Raw genomic sequence first — 22,756 nt, forward strand, 5'->3', positions numbered from 1 at the left:
AGCGATAAGTCGACCGCCTGTGATCATGTTAGCATTTCCGAAACCTTCTGAAGCATCGCCGCTTTGTCGATCGGTTTGGACAGGTAGTCGTTGCAACCCGCTTCCAAACACTTATTCATGTCGCCCTGCATGGCGTCCGCGGTGAGGGCGATAATCGGACTGGTGTAGCCGAGCGTTCGCAGTTTTGCCGCGGTCGAGTAGCCGTCCAAATTCGGCATTTGCATGTCCAACAAAATCAGATCGGGGCAGTCGCCCGTGCCGAGGCACTCGGTGATGTAATCCACCGCCAGCAGCCCGTCCTCGCATTCGTCCACTCTCGCTCCGGCGGTCGTCAGAATGCGTTTGCTCAAAAACCGGATATCGCGCCGATCATCCACGATCAATACGTGACATGATAACTGCGTGGATCCACCGCCGCTCGCCACGGTTTCCGTGGTGTTGCTGGCTTCGATACCGCCATACTCGACCAACTCAGACTCGGCAACTTCCCCGGTCGAGATTCTGACGGTGAAAGTGCTACCGACGCCTTCAGTACTGCTCGCCGTGATTGCTCCTCCCAGCATTTCTGCGAGTCGCTGACTGATCGCCAGCCCCAAGCCGGTGCCGCCAAAGCTACGGGTGACACTCGCGTCGCCCTGTGAAAACGGTTTGAACAATTTGTCCATCTGTTCATCCGCGATGCCGATCCCCGTGTCAACGACATCAAATTGCAATTGCTGCAACGCAGATTCGAACCGGACGCGAATCTGGACGCGGCCCTGCTTCGTGAACTTGATCGCATTGCCAACAAGATTGATCAAAATCTGCTTCAGCCGTTTCGAGTCGGAGTTGATCAACTTGGGAAGTTTGCCGTGATACTCAACGCTCAAGGCTAGGTTTCTCTCGCTGGCGCGCACATCCATAAAGCTTCGCACATCTTCGATCAATCGATACGGGTCGAAGCGTTCATGCTCCACATCCAGTTTGCCGGCTTCGATTTTGGACAGGTCGAGAATGTCGTTGATGATATCGAGCAAGTATCCGCCGTTGCGACGGATCGTTTGCAAATGTTGCTTCGCTTCTTCTTTCTCAACCAAATCGCCCAGAAGATCGGCATAGCCCAAGATTGCCGTCATGGGCGTACGAATTTCATGCGACATATTGGCGAGAAATGCGCTCTTGGATTCGTTAGCCGCAACGGCAACGGCACGAGCTTCTTGCAACGCCGCTTGAGCTTCGTGTCGGTCGTGAGCATCGATCACGGATCCGACGTAGCCGGCAAACTCACCCGATTCATCGAACCGCGGTTGCCCGGCGTCAATGGCCCAACGGTAGCCGCCATCGGCTGTTCGCAATCGAAAGTCCAACTCGAATGGCTCGTGTCGCTCCGCAGCAGCCAGAAAAGCTGCCCGTGTGGCCGCTTGGTCGTCCGGATGGACCGCTTCGATCCATCCCAGCTGCAACCCTTCCAATTCGGGTTGTCCCGTGAAGTCGCACCAACGCTGTGACAAAAACGTGCATTGATGGTTATGGTCGCTCACCCAAATCATTGCGGGAGCCGCGTTTGCCATGATGCGGAACCGTTGTTCGCTGTCACGAATCCGTTGCTGGGTCTCCTTTTGTTCGGTGATATCCCAGTTCAATCCGTGCATCGCGGCCACGCTACCGTCGGGGTTTCGGATGACGGTGCACACCGCGGCGAGCCAACGGATACTTCCGTTGGGCAACTTAACTCGAAACTCCGCATCGTAGTCGTCTTGGCCCGCGATGGCAGTTTCCCACATCTCTTGCAGCATCGGCAAATCGTCAGGGTGGATCCGTTCTAAAAAGAACTCCGGTGACGGATCCGCGACCTGCGGTGTTCCCAGCAATTCGAACAACTTGGTATCCCAATGGCTCTTTTCAGGGGTCCACTCCCAAGCTGCCATTCGCCCGGCTCGCAGTGCCATCGAGACGCGACGTTCGTTCTCCATCAACTGTTGCTGCGCCCGGTAACGGTCTCGAATATCAACGCCCGATGGGATCAGGAACTCAATCTCACCATTGTCGTCCTTCACGGGCGCGATCATGAAATCAATCATCACGCCTTCATCGCCGTGGGCGAACAGCGAAACGTCGTAACGAACGACTTCGCCCGCCATCGCCCGCCGCATGGCGTCACGCATCTTGGCGGCAACAGCCGGGTCGTAACTCCACCAAGGCGCCTCGGCAAAGTGTTTACCGATCACGTCTTCACGCCGCGTTCGTGCGATCTTCAACGAACGGTCGTCAACCTCCAACAGGATACCGTTGCGATCGATAACGCCGACGAGCCCGAGCTGGTTGTTGATCACGCGACGCAAGTGTGCTTCTCGATTTGCCAGTTCCTCCTCCGACCGCGCCCGTTCGATCCGAATACCGACGCGATCGGCGACTTCCTGCAACAGCCTGCGTTCGTCGGCTTGCCACGGGTGCGGTTCGGCGTGAAGGGCAGAGACAACAAACTTGGTGCCTCGATCGGTCACATACGCAGAATTGCAAAACGCGCCGATATCGAACGCCCGAAAATTCGCGGTGAGTCGCTCGTCACGCTGCCGCCCCTGGGCGTCGCCAGAAAAAACTTGTTGTCCGGCGATCAAATCCGCCCGCTCGGCGTCGTCATGGAAATCCCGTACCGAGTGCGTCCCCACCATGCTCGGCCCGTCGCCTTGATGATAGTCGCAGAGAATATCCGCAACTTCGCCCTGTTTGTCGAACTCAACAAACAAACAGCGAGCCAATCCGAGGTGTTCTGCGGTCAGCTTAGTTGCCACAGCCATCAAATCATCAACGGAAGACAACGGCACGAGCCGCGTTTGCAGATCGGAAAGAAACGCGAGATTCAGTTCGTCGACCTTACGCTCCGAAATATCTTGCACCAATCCGGTCACCTGCAACGGTTCACCGCCGGCATCCCGGTGAATGACCCCACGCTCCTCGACCCAAATCACGCGACCGTCACTCGCTCGTACCAAGCGAAATTCCACAAAATGGTCGTCAGTGTCACTGGCAAGTTCCTCCTCGACCCACTCCCTGACGTTCGTCCGATCGTCAGGATGAACGAGTTGCCAAAAACTGGTCACCGTGCCATCAAATTGTTCTTGGCGACAGCCGTACATGGCGTACACCATTTCCGACCATTCCACCTTCCCGGAACCAACGTCCCATTTGAACGAACCCATTTTCCCAGCGTCGAGTGCGAGGGTCAGGAACTGCTCTCGATCGATGACCGCGGCTTCCGCCGCACGCCTTTCACTGATATCGACTCCCGATGGAATCAGGTGGGTAATCGAACCGTCACTGGACCGGACGGGACTCAGCATGAAATCGATCGTCATGCGTGTATCACCCGCCATGCGAACATCTACGTCGTAGCGAACCACCTCACCCGCGGCCGCCCGTTGCACAGCGACCTGCAGATTGGCGACCGGCTCTTCGTCGAAGTTCCACCAGTAACAGTCCCAGAATTTTTTGCCGATGACGTCGCTCCGATCGATTCCCGCCGCCTTGATCGCCACCGCATTGGCTTCCAAGAGCGTGCCATCGACATCCAACACTCCGATAAAGAAGAGTGTGTTGTCGATCACGCTACGGAGATGAGATTCTCGGTCAGTGAGTTCCAACTCCCAGTGCTTACGATCCGTGATATCGCTCGCAACGGCGGTAATACTCAACGGCCGATCGAACTCATCGCGATCGATCACGCCACGTCCCGACGTCCAAATGATCCGGTGGTCATTCCCGCGAATGATCCGAAAGTCCATTTCGTACGTTTTGCAGGTCCCCGCAAATGCAGCCTCGAGCCGCTCGGCAACGTACCCTCGATCGTCGGGATGGATGACATCGAGAAAACCGGCTTTCGTCGCGGTAAACTGATCCTTTGAATACCCGAAAATCTCGAAAAGCTGATCGGACCAGGTCACGCGGTCAACGCTAATGTCCCAATGCCAAGTCCCCAGTCGTCCGGCCTCAAGTGCCAAGTTTAAGCGTTGCTCGCGATCGACCAGCCGTTGCTCGGATTCCTTTCTCGCAATGCACTGGGCGATGGCATCCGCCATCGGGATCAATTGTTCAAAGACTTCCGGTGCCAACGGATGTTTGGCAAAGAGTGCGACAACACCGACGACTCGATGCTCAACCACTAAAGGAATTCCGGCAAACGCGACCATACCTTCCCGCGCAGCCCACTGAGGATCACTAATGTTGGGATCGTGAGACACGTCGTTGGTCAATAGCGGCTGCTGCGAGGCAGCAATTCGCCCGATTTTCCACTCACCCAACGGAACTCGGCTGTGTGGACCGTCGAGGTGAGTATACATCCCGGCGCTGGCGGTCAGTTCGAGCACTTGATCTTGCTCGTTTAGCAACCAAACCCGGGCGAAGGCGGCATCGAGCCCCTCGACAATCCTGCGACAACACTTGTCGAGAATTTCATCCAACGGTGCCTCGCCCGCCAGCGACACCGCGAGCGACGCGTGAAGCGCTGCCAAGCCGGCCCGTTCCAGGAGAATCGCATCCGCTCGTTTGCGTTCGGTAATGTCACGTAAATAGCCGGTAAAGAAGGGCGTGCCATCACGACCGTGCGAAACGCTAATTGCCAATTCGACAGGAATCAAACGGCCGTCGGCTCGTTGGGCCGTCAATTCCACTCGCTGGCCCAACAAATCGGAATTTCCGGAGCGAAGATACCGAGACAATCCCTGGCGATGAGCGTCGCGGAATTCTTCGGGGATGATCACGTCGGCTAACGGTCGACCGACCACGTCGGCGGCCACGTATCCGAACGTCCGCTCTGCTGCCGGATTGAAATCAACGATCCGACCGGCGGTATCCATCGTGATGACGCAATCAAGCGCCGATCGAAGAATCGCTGACTTGCGAGCCTCTTCGTCACGAATCGTGTCGGTCAGTCGACGTTGTCGAATGAATTGCCCGATTTCGTTTCCAACCGCCCCCAGCAGTTGAAGCAATTCGGGCTCTCGCGTCAGCATTCGAGTGGTGAAGATCTCAATGACACCCTTAAACTTGCGACCGACGACGATCGGAGTCCCAACGCCGCTGGCTATCCCACTTAGCTTGGCGGCCTCTGCTCGGACGAATCCTTTCTTATTGGGAACATCTTCAAACCAAACCGGCTCACGATCCTTCCAAGCCTGCCCAGGTAATCCCTGCCCCATCTTGAGCCGTGTGTTGCGACTGACGTCGACGAATGGCTGCAACGTGCTGTCAATCGCGTCGGCCTCAACGCACTTCAAGAACTCGCCACGCTCATCCACCCGCCACAGCAAGCAAACTTCCGCAGAAAGCGAGACCCGAAGCGCATTGAGAACCTTGCGAATCACCGTCTCAAAGGAATCAGCATCGGCTAATAGTTTCGTGACCGCATGCGCGGCGGCCAATCGCATGCGGAGCCGATGTTGCTCGGTGATTTCATAAAACGTTACGACGAGCCCATCGCGATTCGTTTCATCCCCGTAAGGTTGAATACGACGAAGGAACCAGCGGTCGTCTTGCGTTTCCACCTCATCTTCAACTGGCCCGTTTTTGACGAGCGAAACGGCATTCGGAATCGGTGGCATCGCAGTCGCGGTGTGCGATACGGTCTGCAGCGGGCGACCAACATCGTTCGATGTCACATGATAAATCGACGTCACACCTGGAGTAAAACTTCGAATGCACAAGCTTTCATCGAGGAATAGCGTGGCAATATTTGTGCTATCCAACAGATACGATTGATCGGATTCCGAAGGCGCGGCACGAACCGGCGAAACGTGACCCTTTGCCGGCGGCATTACCAGACCGTTGTCGTTTGACTGTTGCTCCACCGGTTGCGTCAATTGTTCCAGACGCATGCTGGCGGCCGACAACTTTCGCTGGAGTTGTTCGATTTTTTTCCACTGGGCGAATTGTTTGCGAATTGTCGCAGCGATTTTGGCCGCAGGCATGACGAAATCGGCCACGGTGGTTATCGCACCCATCGCTCCCATGGCAGATTCGGCATTGTGAGCGAATGTCATCCCACCAGCATCGCTAATCGAATTCAATCCGAACGTGCCGTCACTCTCGGAAGCGGACAGGATGACTCCCACGGCGTACTCACCGCGCTGCCTAGCAATGGAATAAAAGAGATGGTCGATCGAGTTGGCTTCGAGATTCGAACTTTCGGGATGTGCGATGATCGCGTTGTCGCCGTCCAATTCCAACAGCGATTGGGACGGAGAGATATAGACGCACCCCGCCGCGATCTCTTCACGATCACTGACCTCCACAATCGACAGCGACGTTTGATTGCAGAGAAAGTTGTGCAGTTGCGATCGGGTTTCGGGATCGACATGCGGAGCCAACACGATCGCCATATCGGCTGCATCATCAAACGCGGCTACCAGCTTTTGGAACGCCTCCACTCCATCCGCAGAGACTCCAACACCAACGACACATGGCGTGAAATGTGATTGATCACTCATTACAACGCCCATCAGAAAAGAAACGCAGCACAGGGCCCCAAAAAGAACGACCGTATCGAAAACAGCAAAGATGACTGACCAGAGAAAGGGCAATAGCGATAGTCGTCAATACCTTTGACGCACAAGTTGAATTCTCGTCAGTCCGCAAAGCTCCCACGACGGCCTCAACCCGAAAGTGAAATGGAAACAGAGTCAAGTGCCGACTGCCCGAATTCGTTCCGTAAGTGAAAGGATATCAGCACGGATGCCATCCAGACTGGTTTGGGCAACAGCAAGGTCACCGCCAAACGCCGCTGATTCAACATTCCGCAGCCCGTTCACCGCAGCCCCCTCCTCAAACGTCGCCAACATCCCCTTCAGTGCATGAGCACTCGCTCCGGCTTGATGTGCATCTCCATTTTGGATCGCTTTGGTGAGTCGCTTTAACTCGATCGGAACGTCTTCCCCGATCATCACCGCCGTAGAAGCCAACAATTCGAGATCACCGCCACAGCGTTTGAGGGCTTCAGGAAACTCGCGCTCATTCATGTCTATTTCCTTTTGGTGCCCCGTGTTTTCGGCTCATCCGGCGGGCGGGCGTTTCAACCCCAGGTCGCCGGCGACTGTCCCGCGAGGTTCCAAGGGGTCGAACATGCCACATTCTGGTGAATTTTTAATTTCGCACTCTAAAATGATGCCCATTTCGTTGTTGTATCACGTCTCGAACGCTCGTGACTACCAGCAGCGCGAAATGCATCCGCAATTACGGACAACGCCGAAAAGCGAGGGCTTACCCCAACACCCCGGCACACATTTTGCGTCGCCGCTCGACATCGCTGACCCTGCGATCTTGCCGCTCGCAGAGTCAGTGACATCCCCAGTAATTCGATCGTGAAAGGTGCAGACGTCCGGAATGGCAGATGAACGAGCAACCAGGTCAAAAATCGAACAGCGATAACCACCTCCCAATGGGCTCGCGTGGCGTGTCCCGCCCGATGGCTGAAATGGAAGTGCAATCCGGCGGAGATGACAATAACCATCGAGATCACGAGCATCGGGATCACGAGAAACACGAGCATGAACAGCGGCAGCACAATGAACACGATCATGCGATGAGTCGCGAGGAGCGACTGTCGATGCTAAAGATGCACTACCAGCAGACGTTGTGGGTCTATTGGACGTTGCCGCTCCTGGGAATTTGGCTGGTGCTCGCCCCGTTGAATTTCGGTTATCTCAACGAGTCCTTATGGGTCGATCCGAGCGGCGGACGAGGGCCCTGGTTTGCCGAAGACTCCACCGCCGAACTGCGAGCACTACGAGCCTGGTTGATGACCGGCAGCGATGTGCTCAGCGGGATTCTGCTGACGATTTTTGGTTGGCGATCGCTCAAACCTAACCGCCCGTATAGTCTCTGGATCTGCTGCGGCGTGGGCGTCTGGCTGACGTTTGCGCCGGTCTTGTTTTGGGCACCCACGGCGGCGTCGTACGCGAACGATTCTCTCGTCGGGATCCTCGTCATGGCACTGACGATTTTGATTCCGGGCATGCCCAACATGATCATGTACATGCAGCATGGTCCGGCCCAACCTCCCGGCTGGAGCTACAATCCTTCGAGCTGGCCGCAGCGTTGGGTGATGATCGTGACCGGTTTTCTAGGATTCATCGTTTCGCGTTACCTGGCGATGTTTCAACTGGGCTACATCGACTATGTCTGGGACCCGTTCTTCGGATTTGAAAGCGGCACCAAAAAGGTATTGAACTCACAGATGTCGCATCTGTGGCCGATCTCCGACGGCGGTCTTGGTGTGATTTCCTACACCTTCGAGTTTTTGATGGGCTACATGGGCAGTCCTGCACGGTGGCGAACGATGCCGTGGATGGTTGCCTTCTTTGGCGTCCTTGTCATTCCGCTGGGGTTAACGCATATCGTGTTGGTGATTTCCCAACCGGTGATTGTTCATGCTTGGTGCTCACTCTGTCTGCTAGCAGCCCTCGTGATGCTTCCGATGATTCCATTGGAGGTCGATGAAGTGGTTGCGATGTTCCAGCACGTGCGTCAAGCCAAAAAACGTGGTGACCGGGACGGATCGCTGTGGGCCATCTTTTGGAAAGGCGGCAAAGCTGATGGTTGCACCGCGGACTCGCGATCGCCGTCCATGATCGGTTTTGCTGACCGACCGGTTTCCCTTTTTAAAGCGTCGATTTGGGGCATGAGCTTCCCCTGGACGTTGGTGGCATGTACCGGATTGGGAGTCTTCGTGATGTGCATGCCGACACTATTCGGAATCGACATCACAACCACGGCAGCGGACATTGGCCACCTCGGTGGCGCCCTAATCGTGACCGTTTCCGTCATCAGCATGGGCGAGGTGGTACGTTTGGGACGCTACCTGAACCTAGTGCTCGCCCTCGCTCTCGCGGTCGGACCATGGCTGGTTGACCAAGCCTCGATCAACTATGCCGTAACGAGCATGATCATGGGAATCACGGTCGCCGCCCTGTCGATCCCGCGAGGTAAGGTCACCGAATCCTACGGCAGTTGGGATCGCTACGTTCGATGAGCCTTTTTAAGTTGCGGTTTTGCAGGATGAGCCTTCACACTGCGGAAGGCCCATCGTTGCTCTTGGTGCTGGCTAGACCAGCTTCGTTTTGCCCGGGATGGCATATCCTGGACTGGTGATTTCCGAAGTCGATGTCAGATTCTTCGGAAACAGATCCAGTTTGGATCGTTCGGTAACAAAGTTCCAATCGACTTGCTTGCCCGTGTACGCCGCCATACGTCCCATAACAGCGGTGAGCGAGCTTTCCGCCGTCTGCTTCAATTCGACGATTGGATTTCCTGATCGAATCGAATCGACCAAATCCTTGTGCTCTTGCTTATAAGCGTCGGCGATGCTGCCTTTGCACGACCACAATTCTTTACCCGAGCGATCGACGATACGTGAACCGGTGCTTCCCGCCCCGATATGCATGATGGCCTCGGTTCCATAAACGACATTGCCATTGTCGCCGGTCGCACCGGGAATTTGGCGGCAGGTGAATGAAAGGATGCGGTTGCCGGGATACTGGTAGTCGATCGACATACTATCCCACATTTCGCTGTCATCGGGTCGGGTAAACCTTCCTCCGCAACCAAACGCAGACTCAGGCGGCGCGCCCATCACCCAGTTCATCGCGTCAATATTGTGAACCGCCTGTTCGGTGATTTGATCGCCCGAGAGCCAGATGAAGTGCATCCAGTTGTCGAGCTGGAAGTCGAGATCACTCATGCCGTCTTTGCGGACTTTATGCCAAATCCCGTTGGAACAATATCGGCTTGTCGCGCTGACGATCTCGCCGATCGCACCTTCGCGAATCTTGTTGACCGCTTCGATGTAATTCGTTTGCCGACGGTACTGCGTTCCCGTCACGATTGCGGTCTTGTTGGCGACCGCTTTTTCATGAGCCGCCAGACACACGCGGTATCCCGCTGGATCCACACACGTCGGCTTTTCGGCAAACACATGCTTGCCCGCCTCGACCGCCTCGGCGATATGATAGGGGCGGAATCCAGGCGAAGTCGTTAACAGAACGAGGTCAATTTCGGGGTCGTCCAACACTCGCTTGTAGGCGTCCAAACCGGCGTACATTTTGTCATCACGGATGGCAACCTTCTCTCGGTGCCGTTTTGAGATCAAGGTTCGCTTTTGCTCACACTTACTCATGTCGAGATCCGCGACCGCGACCAACTGAATGTTTTCGTTGATGGTCAACGTATCGTTTGCGGCACCGGTGCCTCTGCCCCCGCATCCCACCAACGCAATCCGCAATGGCTGATCATCCGAAGAACCAGCAGATGGCTCCGCTTGGCTGGCCGAAGCGTTGGTCGCCATCGCCCAACCGCCCACGACGGTCGCACTTGCAGCGAGTTGATCACGAAGAAAATCGCGTCGTGAGCTACCGGTTGCTACCGCTGGATCACCTGAAGGTTTCAGGCCATTGGTGTTGATATCGGTCATTGTCGGTTCCTGTCAGTTGGGGTGGGTTCGACTGGTGGGGTGAAATGCGGTAGTCCGATCGCAACACTTGGTTGGCCGTGACGGCCGAATCGTTTGTGTTCGACGCACAGCTTCCGCATCGGGGACTTCAAGTCTAGCTTCGTCAACGTCGAGAAATCTCACTCGGTGATTGCAAAAGGTAGCACTCCTTGTGCGCCAACCGGGTTCTCACGCTAGGCCGGCTCTCCGAACTTGGCATATTCGGCACGATACTCCCGTGGCGTGAGATCCCGCAGGGCACGGAAAGTTCGGTTGAAGTAAGAGGTGCTCGAGAATCCGGAATCGAAGCCGATTTGCAGAATACCCCGGTCCGTTTCGATCAATTGACGACAGGCGTAGCCGATGCGAAGTTCATTGATATAACTCGAGGGAGTGCGTCCGGTTGCCTGTTTGAAGAAGCGGCTGAAAGCAGACGCGTTCATGTAGAGCAAGTCAGCAAGTTCGCTGGCGGAAAATTCGGGGTCCGAAAAATTTTGTTGAATATGGTCACAAACGATACGAATTCTCGATTCGGCTTCCTGCGTCGCCGGCCCCGTGTATCCGCTCGACGCGAGTGGTTTTGACGCCGCTGATTGTGACAAGTCATGGAGGCAACTGAGCAAACTCAACAGACGCTCGCCGCCAGTCAACGAGATCATCGCATTCATCCGCTTGCCGATGATGTGAGCTTCAGTGGCGGGAAACCACAGGCCACTCGACGCGTCGTCGAGCATCTGACGAACCTGTTTCATTTCGGCAACTTCAAAGAATTCAGTCCCCAAAAAATCAGGACGAAACTGCACCACCGTCGCCGCGTGCAAGTCATACTTCTTGTCACGAAACGCATCCGATGACCAGGTATGTGGAAGATTCGATCCCACCAACACAAGGTCATGATCCGAGTACTCGCCGATATGGTCGCCCACCAATCGAGAGCCCGACCCAGACTCGACGTAGGTCAATTCGACCTCGGGATGACGGTGCCATTTCAACGGCGCCGTCAGCGTCGCGCGGTCGAAGCAACGGAACGATTGATCGGCGTCGGGAACCAGTTTTTCGAAAGAAGGTTTCATACGTCAATTATGGCAACTCGCGAATGCGAAGTTTTCCGAATCGAATCGACGCCCTCTCACTTTCCAGAAAAAAACCTCCTCTTGGTGCCTAGCGTCCGTGTCCCCTGACAGTTCTTTGCCATTGAAGCACAGACGCTGCTCTCATCGGTCACACGAATGCGACACAGATTCCAATGTCCGCGCGTTCGCCGTGCGACTTCTGCGAGACAGTGCACGATCGATCGAGCCCCCGAATCGCCGGCCGGTTTCTCGTGTACCCCATCGAGCCGCGTCAAGAGAAATCAGCTGGCTCTTCCAAGACCGACAAGGAGTGGCACACTCTCTGCGCCGTACCTACCCCCCACCTTCGTGCATCGGCTCACACATCCCGTGACTTACGAAGTCTCAAACAGCTCCCAATTCAACAAACACTCGCTGCAAATCGAAACACCGGAAGTGCCCGCTCCCGTTGTGACGCACCGAAGGGATCGCAATCGGCCTCACCCCTGTCGCGCACAGAACGTGCCACGTTTTGCTGTTCTAGTGTTAGAGTTGGAACCGCCTTGCGTTCTAAACTCTTACCCATCCAGAACAACGCTTACGCAACCGTCACGCGTTCAAATTCGCAATCCATCCCCCACCTAGGAACCTTGGCCCCATGCCAGTTGACCCGCTCTGCCCTGCCAAACGAGGTATCCCGTCCCAAGTTTTGACGTCAGGATTGGAGGCTAGCCAAGCTGTCGCACGAGAGATCGCCGACCTGATTCGTCTGCGTGAGTCCGACGGGCAAACATGCGTTCTCGGATTGGCCACCGGGTCAACACCGCTGGACGTCTACGCCGAACTGATTCGCATGCACCGCGAAGAAGGCTTGTCCTTTAGGAACGTCGTCACGTTCAATCTCGACGAATACTATCCGATGCAACCGACGGCGGCCCAAAGTTACGTTCGCTTTATGAACGAGCAACTATTCGATCACATCGACATCCCTGCCGAAAACGTTCACATCCCCGATGGCACGATTTCGCTCGATGATGTCGCTGCTTACTGTGATGGTTACGAACAAAAAATCGCGGCCAGAGGAGGACTCGACCTTCAATTGCTCGGCATCGGTCGAGCCGGTCATATCGGATTCAATGAACCGGGTTCGACGCTCGACTCCCGCACTCGCTTGGTCACGCTCAATGACGTCACACGCGAGGATGCCGCAAGTGCGTATTCGGGAATTGAGAATGTGCCGCGGCAAGCGATCACGATGGGCGTTGGCACGATCATGCAAGCTCGACGAATCATCTTGCTGGCCTTCGGAAGCAGCAAAGCCAGCATCGTCGCTCGGGCAACCGAGGGCACAGTCAGCGAGTCCGTGCCGGCGACCTTCCTACATCACCACAGCAACGTGGAATTCTGGTTAGACGAAACCTCCGCCGCACAATTAAGCCTCAGCTAGGGCATCGCAGACACGAGCGATCCCACGCATATCAATCACATACATTGCAGACAGGACACCGCAGCATGGCAGACACCGCGCCCGACCCAATTCGCAAAGTCGTCTTGGCTTTCATGGCACATCCCGATGACGCCGAGATCGCTTGCGGCGGGACGCTGGCTCGACTCAGTCAGCTCGGCTGGGAAATTCACATCGCGACCGCAACCGCAGGGGACTGTGGGACGGCAACGCTCTCCCCTGAAGAGATCTCAGCAATCCGCATACGAGAATCCGTCAAAGCCGCGGAACTCATTGGCGCCACCTACCACTGTCTTCATGAGCCCGATGGACGTCTTGTTTGCGACCGTACGGCGCTGCAGAAAAGCATCGATTTGTTTCGTGAGGTCGCGCCCTCCGTCGTGATTACGATGCCGATGTCTGACTACCATTCGGACCATGAAGTCACCGGCCAGCTCGGTCGCGCCGCGAGCTTCGTCTATGCCACGCCCAACGCATCTGACCGCCCACTCCTGCCAGGATCGATGGTTCCCTATCTCTACTACTGCGACGGCCACGGCGGCGTCGACCGATTGGGCGATCCGATCGAGCCAACGACGCGGATTGACATCTCGAAACAGTTCGAACTCAAGTCGCGAATGCTGGCATGCCATGAGAGCCAACGAAGCTGGCTAAGACAACACAACGGAATCGACGAGTACCTGATCGCCATGCGGGAATATTCATCGCGACGTGGTCAAGAAAGCGGGTTTGATTTTGGAGAAGTCTTTGTTCAGCACCGAGGACACGCCCACCCCGCATACGACATCCTTACCGAGCTATTACCACGATCGAATCCGAGACTCCAAAGCCGCAAATCGGCGACCGCCTAAGATCACACATCCCAAAAGCACGCTTTCACCTGTGAAATAAAAGGAACAAACGCCAAAGAACTTTTGAACCAGTACACAGAGACGGAAAAACATCTAGAGCAATTTTGTAAACGACGTAGGTTCACTTCCCAACGGGCGGCCTCGTTTTCTGACCGGCTGGAACTGACCCTACGTGCGATCTCAATTTTGGAGATGCTCTAGCTGCTTTCTACCGTTGGCGTTTGACTCCGTTCGCGCGTTCCACACTCGGCTCTGAGAAGCGTCGCAAAACCCCCCGTCGCACGTGGCTGGGGCGTGACGAATCGATGCCCCGATCAACGCGAGTTGATCAAGGCCTGCTCTGACACATGCTGTTTTTGACGACAGGAAAATCGTCCGCGCCGTTGCTCGCCCAGACCGCTGACCGGCGTTATCTTCAGCCGATCTCCCAACCTTTACGATACACGCTTTGGATCAGGTTTTGAGCGGCGGTGTTGCCGACGGTTTGCAGCGACTCGGCATCCCAATCGAAGCCGCCCGCCCGGTAGGCGACATTTCCCAGCAACACGGTTTCCGCCATCGGTCCGGAATAGCCGAAGTGACACGTTGCCGCTTCGCCGCCTTTGCAAGCGGAGATCCATTCGTTGTAGAAACCGGGTGAATCGGGAATGAACGGTTCAGGTGCCTTAAAGTCGGCAAATTTCTCTTCGGGATACAGTTTGCGATTACTAAAACCGCAAATCAAAACACCCTGATCCCCCACAAAGATTGTGTTTGCCCCCTTCAAATCAACGCCGTGTTTTTTAATCACGTCTTGCGGCGAACCGTGGTACCAATGCAGATCGACCGGTGAACCTTGATTGGTCTCGGCAAAGCGGTAGGTGACGTGCATCGATTTGGGCGTCCGCTCAGCATCCACGTCTGGTCCCACCGCGTCGACTCGCACGGGGGTCTTCAATCCGAGAGCCCAGTAGGGGATGTCGAGAATATGGCATCCCCAATTCCCTGTTTCGCCCGTTCCATACTCCCACCAGAAACGCCATCCGTACGGACAAATGGTCGGATGATAGGGACGATACTTCGCCGGACCGACCCATAAGTCGTAATCGAGCGTGGCCGGAACATCGGGCGTGCCAGTGGGGATCGGTGGCATCCCACGTTCGCCACCAACCCAGCTGTGAACCTCAGTCACTTTGCCAATCGCGCCCGATTGAATTAGCTCAACGACACGATGCATGTTCGGGATCGCGTGACGTTGTGCACCGAGTTGCGTTGCTAATTTCTTCTCGCGTGCGAGATCACACAACGTGCGTGTTTCGTAAACCGTGTGCGCGAGTGGTTTTTCGAGATAGACGTGCAATCCCAACTGCATCGCCGTGTAGGCGGGATGAAAGTGCGTATGATCCGGCGTGCTGATCACCACGGCATCGAGGCTGCTACCGATCTCGTCGAACATTTTGCGAAAGTCGGTGAACCGGCGTGCGTTCGGAAATCTCTGGAGCGATCCACTCGCTCTCTGTTCGTCCACGTCCACCATCGCGACCAAGTTCTGGCTTCGGACACCGCTCACGTTTGCCGCCCCGCGCCCCCCCACTCCGATGCAGGCGATATTTAGTTTTTCGTTGGGGCTGTCGGCGGCCGACGCGCGTCGGGGGGAGGTGCCATGGTAGAAAGCGACACTTGCCGACGCGGCGGCTGCGCCGCGAAGAATGTTACGACGGGAAATCAGATGCGACATGGTGGGCCTCGCTGAGGAATCGGTGGGAAATGGGCGGTCCCACATTGTAAGTGCTCACGTAGCGTCTCGTAATAGACGGACCGCATTTGAGCTTCGACGACGGCGAAAAAACACCCCGACGCGGCTCGCAACTTTATTCTTCATTACCACTCACTGACAAAAAACTTTTTCACGACAGCCATTCGTTCACGTTCGTTTCAGGTTCGGATGGCAGAATGCATTCGGAATCGCAGAAAACGCTGCGACACTGAACGCACAACCAAGTATCTGGGACGAAAACATGAAACTACAAGGAATCGGAACCGCAATTGTCCTTTTTCTCTTCTGCTCGATCAGCGCCCTCGCATGGAGTCAAATGGCGGAGACGCATCCTATTGGAGATGAGAACGGTCGCGATCTAAACCGATACGAATGCAGCGATGGCGGGAGGCGTCCCGGTCCGCCGCCGGCCAACCATCCGTACACCAACGCTGACGATCACGAACGCCCACCTCATCCGTTGCTCGAACTTTTCGACAACGATCACGACGGCGAACTATCGCGTGATGAAATCGAGGCAGCCACCCCGATGCTGCACGAGATGGATAACAACCGCGATGGAAAGCTGACCCACGAGGAACTGCCGCGTCCCAAACACCCCGGCCCCAACGCCCCACCAAACGACCGTCCCCAAGGCAACCTCGCTCCTCCCCGCGAGAATAATAACAACACGGCTGACGCATCCCACAAGGAGATTGACATGAGCAAGCAACCAGTTGGCAAGGTCGTGATTGACCGAGGTTACAAAACGGACCCGCGAGATGGCGGCCGACCCGTTAAACTGATCGCGGCCGCCCTCGGCGTGGAAGACGATGTTTTTCGCCAAGCCTTCTCGAAGGTGCAACCTGCCCGCGGCGGTCACCCCACCCCGCAACGCGCACGTGCGAATAAGGAAGTGTTGATGAATGCACTCAAACCCCACGGCGTCACGAATGATCGGTTGGACGAAGTATCGAATTGGTATCGATATCGCCCCGAAAGCGGAGAACTTTGGCAACATCGCGAAGCGAGCGTCACTCCGGTAATTGAAAACGGAAAACTCTTGAGTGTCCGGGTCGACAATGGTGGAGCGGGATACATCTCCACACCACGCATCCGTGTCGCGGGATTCGAAGACGTGCAACTGAAGTGTGAACTTGAATTCGGCGAAGACCTTGAAAGCAATGGACGCATCGCTTCGATTACGATTGAACAAGCAACGAACACCTAAAAGGCAATCCGTCGATGCGAGTATTGGTAGTCGAAGACGATCCCGATTTGCTCTTAGGCTTGACTCAGGCGTTGCGTGAGGAAGGCTATGCGGTCGACCACGCGAGTGAAGGCAACGAAGCACTCGCTCGAGCGATGGCATGGCCGTATGACGCGATCGTCTTGGACATCATGTTGCCCAATCTCAGCGGCAGGGAAATCCTACGGCAGTTGAGAACCAAACAATCGACACCCGTCTTGTTTTTGACAGCCCTCGACACGGTGGATGATCGTGTCTCGGGGCTCGACCTCGGAGCAGATGACTATCTCGTCAAACCGTTTGATCTTTCCGAGCTACTCGCGCGGTTGCGAGCAATCATCCGACGCAGTCACGAGGTGGCCGATCCCATCATTCGATTCGGTGACCTCGCCATTAACACAACCGCTAGGTTAGTGACGAAGGATAACGAGCCGATTGAGTTGACCGCTCGCGAGTACGCTTTGGTTGAGTTGTTAGCGATGAAACGCGGACGACTCGTTACACGCACGTTCATCTACGACCATCTGTTCGACGAAAACCATGACTCGATGTCCAATCTGGTCGACGTGTATATCTCACGGATTCGTTCCAAACTCGGCAAAGATTTTGTAAAAACGCGCCGAGGCGAAGGGTATCTCGTTGGCAATTAAATCACTTCGCCTCCGGATCCAGATCTGGCACGCGGCGATCCTGACGCTCGTTATCGTCGGGTTCGCCTCAGCCGCCTACTGGCAACAAAGCCGATGGCGGATGAGAGAGATTGATCGCGAGTTATCATCCGCCGTCGAGGTGCTCTCTTCGCAACTCGCCGCAATGCCAGTCGATATTCTCGCGAACATCGGTTCTGGCGAGCAGCCTGATCCTACAAACAAAACGATTGCGAGCGAGATCTGGGAATCGCTGCGTGTCCCCGATACGTTCACGCCTCGACGGATCCGTCACCGATTCGAAGCACCCTACTTTGCAATCATTGCAACCGACGGCCGCGTACTGAAATCATCAACTCATGCGTTCGAACGAATCCCACCGGCAGTCGATTACCCGCCACAAGATGCATCCTCCGATATCACGTATCGCTTTCAAGGCGAATGGAGAGAAGCGTTCGTGCAAGGCCCGGCCGATTCGATCGTGCTTGCAGGCCGATATCTCGGGACCGATTTCCGCGATCTGCAGGAACTCGCGTGGATACTATCAGGAATCGGACTGTTGTTACTCGGCGTCGGGTTGCTCGGCGGATGGCTCGCGTCGGGGCGTGCGGTCGCGCCAATTGGACAAATCGCGATCGTCGCCGAGCGAATTTCGGCTAGCCAACTTTCCGATCGCGTGAACGCGGAATCAATGGATCGCGAGTTCGCCGGCCTCGCCAACACTCTCAACCAAACATTTGAACGACTCGAAGCCGCCTTCCAACGCCAGTCACAGTTCACGTCCGACGCGTCCCACGAATTGCGAACGCCGCTTTCGGTAATGAACATGCATCAACAACTCGCACTCTCGAAACCTCGCAGTGAAAGCGACTACCGCGAAACGATTGAGGTTTGCCAACGGGCGACTCGGCGGATGACCGATCTCGTTGAATCGCTGCTAACGCTCGCGAGACTTGATGCAAACATGCAGCCGAATTTCACAACGATCGAGATTACGGAAACCGTACTCGGGGTTATCGAAGAACTGAAGCCGCTTGCGACGAAACGAGCACTTTTACTTGAGCACGCGCTCGAGCAATCGATTCACGTTCACGGCGACGCCACTCAACTCGCCCAGGTTATCCGCAACGTCTTGGGCAACGCGATTTCCCACAGCCCCATCGGGGAAACGATTCAGATCACGCTGACCGCGGATGGCGATTTCGCTCATATCCATATCGTCGACCACGGCCCTGGCATTGCGTCCGAACACCTCGGCAAGATTTTCGACCGTTTCTACCGAATCGAACAGGATCGTAGCCGCAGCGATTCCGGCGGCAGCGGATTGGGGCTTTCGATTAGCCACAGCATCGTGCGGCTCCACCAAGGAACCATCACCGTGCGGAGCGAACCGGGGCAAGGCAGCGACTTTGAAATCCGTTTACCGCTGACGAAACCGGAGACACCCGCACCCACCATCCCCCCATTTCCACGTGAAAACGGGGGTTAGCAGCCGACGGTACTCGCCGGCGGTCACCCTCGACGAATTTGGGGTGTCCGACTACAACATGGGGGCAGATTGGCGGGAATCTCTTGATTTCCCGCCGCCTTCGTTTTCACACGTTTCCCAACTCCGCCGCCCCCATCCGCTCATGTCGACCGCGCCTGCCGAATCCCAAACCGAAGCCAAAGACCCGTATTTTCAGTCGCTTTTCGCCGAGCGCATCGGCGGAGCGAATTACGGCAAGGGAACCGAGATCTACAAGTTCGAGAAGATCAAACGTGCCAAGCGAAAAGCACTTGCCGACCATCCTGAACGGCAATTGCTCGATTTCGGTATCGGCGAAAACGACTCGATGGCCGACGAGAGCATCCGCGAAACGATGCAGCGTGAGATCAACCGCGTTGAAAATCGCGGCTACGCCGACAACGGTGTCGCCGAGTACAAGGAAGCCGCCGCGCGGTTCATGAAACGCAACTTTGGCGTCGAACTCGATCCGGCCACGCAAATCAATCACTGCATCGGCAGCAAGCCCGCCTACGCGATGTTACCCGCATGCTTCATCAATCCCGGCGACATCACGATGATGACCGTGCCCGGTTACCCCGTCGCGGGAACCCACACGCGATACTACGGCGGCGAAGTCTACAAGCTGCCATTGCTCGCCGAAAACAATTTTCTGCCGGACCTCGATGCGATCCCAGACGACATCTATCGTCGCACCAAGTTAATGGTGCTCAACTATCCCAACTCGCCAACCGGTGGCACCGCCCCGACCGAGTTTTTCGAAAAGGTCGTTGCACTCGCCAAGGAAAAAGAATTCGTTGTCGTCAACGATGCCGCGCACGTGATGTTGACGTTCGACGGCAAGCCCAAAAGTTTTCTGGAAACTCCGGGCGCGTTCGATGTCGGAGTCGAAGTGCACTCGATGAGCAAAGGATACGACATGATCGGATGGCGAATGGGATTCGTCGCCGGGCATCCTCTGATCGTGCAAGCATTTGCGGACGTCAAAGATAATAGTGACAGCGGTCAATTCATTGCCACACAAAAAGCCGCCGCCGCGGCGCTCGATAACGATTCGATTCCGGAACGGATTCGGGCCAAGTATCGCCGTCGGATGGAAAAACTTGTCAAGGTCCTCAAAGATGCCGGTTTCGAAGCCGAGATGCCGGGCGGTACGTATTTCCTTTACACCAAGGCACCTACCAGTTCCACGTCCGGTGAAACCTTTGCCGCCGCGGAAGATGCCACTCGGTTCCTGATCGAACAATTCGGAATCGTCACCGTGCCATGGGATGACGCGGGGGCGTTCCTGCGATTCAGCGTCACGTACATCGCCGACGACGAAGCCGCCGAAGATGCCTTGATGGCGGAAACGGCTGCACGTCTCGCCGGAGCCGGGTTGCAATGGAAATCCTAGGCGGCCCTTATTACGCCGTCGCCGGCGCTGGTGAATCACACGGTCCGGCCGTCACCACGATCATTCATGGCTGCCCACCGGGACACCGCATTCGTCGCGCCGACGTGCAACCCTATTTGGATCGCCGTCGTCCCGGCGGAAACAAACACGGAACCCCGCGAAACGAAAAGGACAAGGTTGTGTTCTTGTCCGGTTTGTACCGCGACGATATCGACATCCTGCTCGGCGGATCCAAACTATCCGTTGAGGTCGACGGAGCGTCGTTCGACACCGATGGCTACGAAGACGGCTTCACCACCGGTGAACCGGTCGCCGCGATCGTGTTGTCGACCAGTAAAAAGTCGGGTGACTACACCCAATTCACTGGCCCCGATGGAGAGGTCAGGCCCGGCCATACGGACCTCGTAAAATTCCACCAATCCAAAGGGTTTGTGGATATCCGCGGTGGCGGTCGGTCGAGTTATCGCAGCACGATCAGTGATGTCATCGGCGGCAGCGTGGCACGGATCATCCTGGAACAACTGTTCGGTGTCCGCATCCTATCGTCGATCTGCCAAGTCGGAACGTTAAAAGCGTCGGCGAATCTGGCTGACAAACTCACATTGGACAACGCAGGCGAGATCCAAAGCGACCTCGACGATGCGGAGATCCCATCGATCGATACCGAGTTTGCCACCGCAGCGGGCGAATTGATCAAAGAGACGCGTCGCCGAGGAGACTCACTCGGTGCCGCCGTCGAAGTCGTCGCCGTCGGCGTGCCACCATTGCTGGGCAACCCGTTGTACCAAAGCTTAAAGGTACGTTTGATGGGCGCGCTCGGTGGACTCAACGCGGTCCAGTCTTGCGAGATCGGCGCAGGTGCGGACGTGATCGAACGCACCGGCAGCAGCAACAACGATCCGATCCGACACGACGGTTATCAGTCCAACACACATGGCGGATTAATCGGAGGAATTACGACGGGGAATCCGTTGGTCGCTCGCGTCGGTTTCAAGCCCACCTCCACGATCAACCTGCCGCAAAAGTCGGTGACCAAAAACCTCCGGGACATCGATTTTGAACTCGCTAAAGGTCGACACGACCCTTGCGTCGGTGTCCGCGCCGGCGTAACGCTCGAATCACGAATGGCAATCGAATTGCTCAACGCATTGCTCGCCTACCAAGCGTCTGCACACGTCGGCGACCCCATCAATCTGTTTTAGGCCTGTCGGGTGCGTCCTCGGCCGCGATCAGATCGAACCGGACTCCGCTAGCGATCAACTCGATCAAACTGGCTTCGAGTTTTGAGATCAGTTCGTGTCGTTCACCGTGCTGATTCCGACTACGTCGGAGCCCCATCAGGGCACCGACAACGCGGTCCTGCGTATCCATGATTGGCGACGCCACGATGGCATATTGTGAATCACCGGCCTCGTCGATTCCGATCTCTTCCTCGGTGTCTGTTTCGGAGTGGTAAAGCACGGTTTGTTTCCACTCGGTGATCCGTTCGAGCACCTTGGCTGGAGCGATGCCGAATTGGCCGGCAGCGTCCGTCAGTTGCGATTGAATCTCGCCATCGGATAGCCAACTGCGAATGTGCCACGTGCCGTCTTGACGATGCCACACCATCGCCTGCTCAAGTCCGATGACCGAATCGATCGCGTACAACGCGTCTTCCAAGAAATGAGCGTTGGTGGACGCTGAGTAGAAAAGTGTTGCGATTGTCCTCAGCCAAACCATTAACTGATCGCCTTGCTCGGCATCAAAACTCGATCCGAGTGTCGCCACCAGTGACGTCCGCCCGTCACCACTACCTGATGCCGGTCGCTGCAAATTGGCTCGAGTCAGAGGACTTGGCGTTCCCAACGAAATCATCCGTTCGCTCACCTTCTGCGGCTGGATCACGAGCGTCAGGTTATGCAGGTGCAGGCGAACGTGTCCGCGAACGTAACAGGTCTTCCCCGGCATCAACTCGCGCCCCGGATCGATCGTGATCCGACAATTTCGAGTTGTGTTGCGCAGCATGATCTCACCGTCGGCCTGAGGCGAGATCTCGACATGCGACCGCGAGATTTGGGTTTCGAGACGGTCGGCGACGATTAACCGAGCGTCTGGACCATGATTCTCATAGTGAAACGGCGGCGACTCGGCGCTGCGTTGTCGTCCCACGTCCACCGTCCGGTCGATCTTCACACAAAAACGACGTCGCCCTCCCGTATAGACACTCAGTTCGATGGCATCAGGCTGCGAAGAGAGATGTTCGGATTGAGAAGAATTCATCTTGGAACGTTATCGAGGCTGGATTGGCGGGAAATCAAGCTGGTGAGTGAATCTCACACTCTCAGTATTACCTTTAACTCAATCGGCATGTGCATTCGCGACAATGACGACCGGAATCATCCCCAGATGAGTTAACATG

The 22,756-nt window shown here is 56.0% G+C and carries 14 protein-coding genes; 8 read left to right on the top strand and 6 right to left on the bottom strand.

Annotated elements, in window-relative coordinates:
• Nucleotides 1-23 precede the first annotated feature (23 nt).
• A complete protein-coding gene (locus tag NB063_RS27100) occupies nt 24-6,461 on the bottom strand; it encodes a PAS domain S-box protein (protein WP_250932190.1) in 6,438 nt (2,145 codons plus the stop codon).
• Between the two features lie 192 nt (nt 6,462-6,653).
• A complete protein-coding gene (locus NB063_RS27105; RefSeq protein WP_250932191.1) occupies nt 6,654-6,989 on the bottom strand; it encodes an Hpt domain-containing protein in 336 nt (111 codons plus the stop codon).
• A gap of 371 nt (nt 6,990-7,360) precedes the next feature.
• Between NB063_RS27105 and NB063_RS27110 the strand changes: the two genes are divergently transcribed.
• Nucleotides 7,361-9,001, top strand: a complete 1,641-nt coding sequence (locus NB063_RS27110) for a vitamin K epoxide reductase family protein (protein WP_250932192.1) — start codon at nt 7,361-7,363, stop codon at nt 8,999-9,001.
• A gap of 72 nt (nt 9,002-9,073) precedes the next feature.
• Here the strand turns inward: NB063_RS27110 and NB063_RS27115 are convergent, their stop codons facing one another.
• Complete coding sequence (locus tag NB063_RS27115; protein ID WP_250932193.1) at nt 9,074-10,438, bottom strand: Gfo/Idh/MocA family protein; 1,365 nt, start codon at nt 10,436-10,438, stop codon at nt 9,074-9,076.
• A gap of 212 nt (nt 10,439-10,650) precedes the next feature.
• Nucleotides 10,651-11,529: an AraC family transcriptional regulator gene (locus NB063_RS27120; RefSeq protein ID WP_250932194.1), complete on the bottom strand. Its 879-nt coding sequence runs from the start codon at nt 11,527-11,529 to the stop codon at nt 10,651-10,653.
• Between the two features lie 637 nt (nt 11,530-12,166).
• Between NB063_RS27120 and nagB the strand changes: the two genes are divergently transcribed.
• Nucleotides 12,167-12,955: a glucosamine-6-phosphate deaminase gene (gene nagB, locus NB063_RS27125; protein ID WP_250932195.1), complete on the top strand. Its 789-nt coding sequence runs from the start codon at nt 12,167-12,169 to the stop codon at nt 12,953-12,955.
• A 65-nt stretch (nt 12,956-13,020) separates the two neighbouring features.
• A complete protein-coding gene (locus NB063_RS27130) occupies nt 13,021-13,824 on the top strand; it encodes a PIG-L deacetylase family protein (protein WP_250932196.1) in 804 nt (267 codons plus the stop codon).
• Between the two features lie 415 nt (nt 13,825-14,239).
• Here the strand turns inward: NB063_RS27130 and NB063_RS27135 are convergent, their stop codons facing one another.
• Nucleotides 14,240-15,541, bottom strand: coding sequence for a Gfo/Idh/MocA family protein (locus NB063_RS27135; RefSeq protein ID WP_250932197.1), 1,302 nt, complete (start codon nt 15,539-15,541; stop codon nt 14,240-14,242).
• Nucleotides 15,542-15,821: 280 nt separating this feature from the next.
• On the opposite strand from NB063_RS27135, the gene NB063_RS27140 reads away from it, so the two are divergent.
• The 5 genes from NB063_RS27140 (at nt 15,822) to NB063_RS27160 (ending at nt 21,560) form a co-directional block, all read left to right on the top strand.
• On the top strand, nt 15,822-16,790 hold the full coding sequence (locus NB063_RS27140; protein ID WP_250932198.1) for an EF-hand domain-containing protein: 969 nt from the start codon (nt 15,822-15,824) through the stop codon (nt 16,788-16,790).
• Nucleotides 16,791-16,804: 14 nt separating this feature from the next.
• Nucleotides 16,805-17,458 (top strand): response regulator transcription factor, encoded by a 654-nt coding sequence (locus tag NB063_RS27145; RefSeq protein WP_250932199.1) that lies wholly within the window; start codon nt 16,805-16,807, stop codon nt 17,456-17,458.
• The gene (locus NB063_RS27150; RefSeq protein ID WP_250932200.1) at nt 17,448-18,944 is read left to right on the top strand and encodes a sensor histidine kinase; all 1,497 of its coding nucleotides are present in this window, start codon (nt 17,448-17,450) and stop codon (nt 18,942-18,944) included. The genes NB063_RS27145 and NB063_RS27150 overlap by 11 nt, the downstream gene beginning before the upstream one ends.
• Before the next feature lie 142 nt (nt 18,945-19,086).
• A complete protein-coding gene (locus NB063_RS27155; RefSeq protein ID WP_250932274.1) occupies nt 19,087-20,358 on the top strand; it encodes an LL-diaminopimelate aminotransferase in 1,272 nt (423 codons plus the stop codon).
• Complete coding sequence (locus NB063_RS27160) at nt 20,346-21,560, top strand: chorismate synthase (RefSeq protein WP_250932201.1); 1,215 nt, start codon at nt 20,346-20,348, stop codon at nt 21,558-21,560. The genes NB063_RS27155 and NB063_RS27160 overlap by 13 nt, the downstream gene beginning before the upstream one ends.
• Here the strand turns inward: NB063_RS27160 and NB063_RS27165 are convergent.
• On the bottom strand, nt 21,547-22,617 hold the full coding sequence (locus NB063_RS27165) for a hypothetical protein (RefSeq protein ID WP_250932202.1): 1,071 nt from the start codon (nt 22,615-22,617) through the stop codon (nt 21,547-21,549). The genes NB063_RS27160 and NB063_RS27165 overlap by 14 nt on opposite strands.
• Nucleotides 22,618-22,756 lie beyond the last annotated feature (139 nt).

This window comes from Aporhodopirellula aestuarii, assembly GCF_023701485.1.
In the GTDB taxonomy this organism is placed as follows: Bacteria; Planctomycetota; Planctomycetia; order Pirellulales; family Pirellulaceae; genus Rhodopirellula; species Rhodopirellula aestuarii.

Coding starts and splice junctions, on each gene's coding strand:
- nagB (WP_250932195.1), top strand. CDS start 12,167: ATGCCAGTTGACCCGCTCTGCCCTGCCAAACGAGGTATCCCGTCCCAA.
- NB063_RS27110 (WP_250932192.1), top strand. CDS start 7,361: ATGAACGAGCAACCAGGTCAAAAATCGAACAGCGATAACCACCTCCCA.
- NB063_RS27160 (WP_250932201.1), top strand. CDS start 20,346: ATGGAAATCCTAGGCGGCCCTTATTACGCCGTCGCCGGCGCTGGTGAA.
- NB063_RS27145 (WP_250932199.1), top strand. CDS start 16,805: ATGCGAGTATTGGTAGTCGAAGACGATCCCGATTTGCTCTTAGGCTTG.
- NB063_RS27135 (WP_250932197.1), bottom strand. CDS start 15,541: ATGTCGCATCTGATTTCCCGTCGTAACATTCTTCGCGGCGCAGCCGCC.
- NB063_RS27165 (WP_250932202.1), bottom strand. CDS start 22,617: ATGAATTCTTCTCAATCCGAACATCTCTCTTCGCAGCCTGATGCCATC.
- NB063_RS27155 (WP_250932274.1), top strand. CDS start 19,087: ATGTCGACCGCGCCTGCCGAATCCCAAACCGAAGCCAAAGACCCGTAT.
- NB063_RS27115 (WP_250932193.1), bottom strand. CDS start 10,438: ATGACCGATATCAACACCAATGGCCTGAAACCTTCAGGTGATCCAGCG.
- NB063_RS27140 (WP_250932198.1), top strand. CDS start 15,822: ATGAAACTACAAGGAATCGGAACCGCAATTGTCCTTTTTCTCTTCTGC.
- NB063_RS27105 (WP_250932191.1), bottom strand. CDS start 6,989: ATGAATGAGCGCGAGTTTCCTGAAGCCCTCAAACGCTGTGGCGGTGAT.
- NB063_RS27130 (WP_250932196.1), top strand. CDS start 13,021: ATGGCAGACACCGCGCCCGACCCAATTCGCAAAGTCGTCTTGGCTTTC.
- NB063_RS27120 (WP_250932194.1), bottom strand. CDS start 11,529: ATGAAACCTTCTTTCGAAAAACTGGTTCCCGACGCCGATCAATCGTTC.
- NB063_RS27100 (WP_250932190.1), bottom strand. CDS start 6,461: ATGAGTGATCAATCACATTTCACGCCATGTGTCGTTGGTGTTGGAGTC.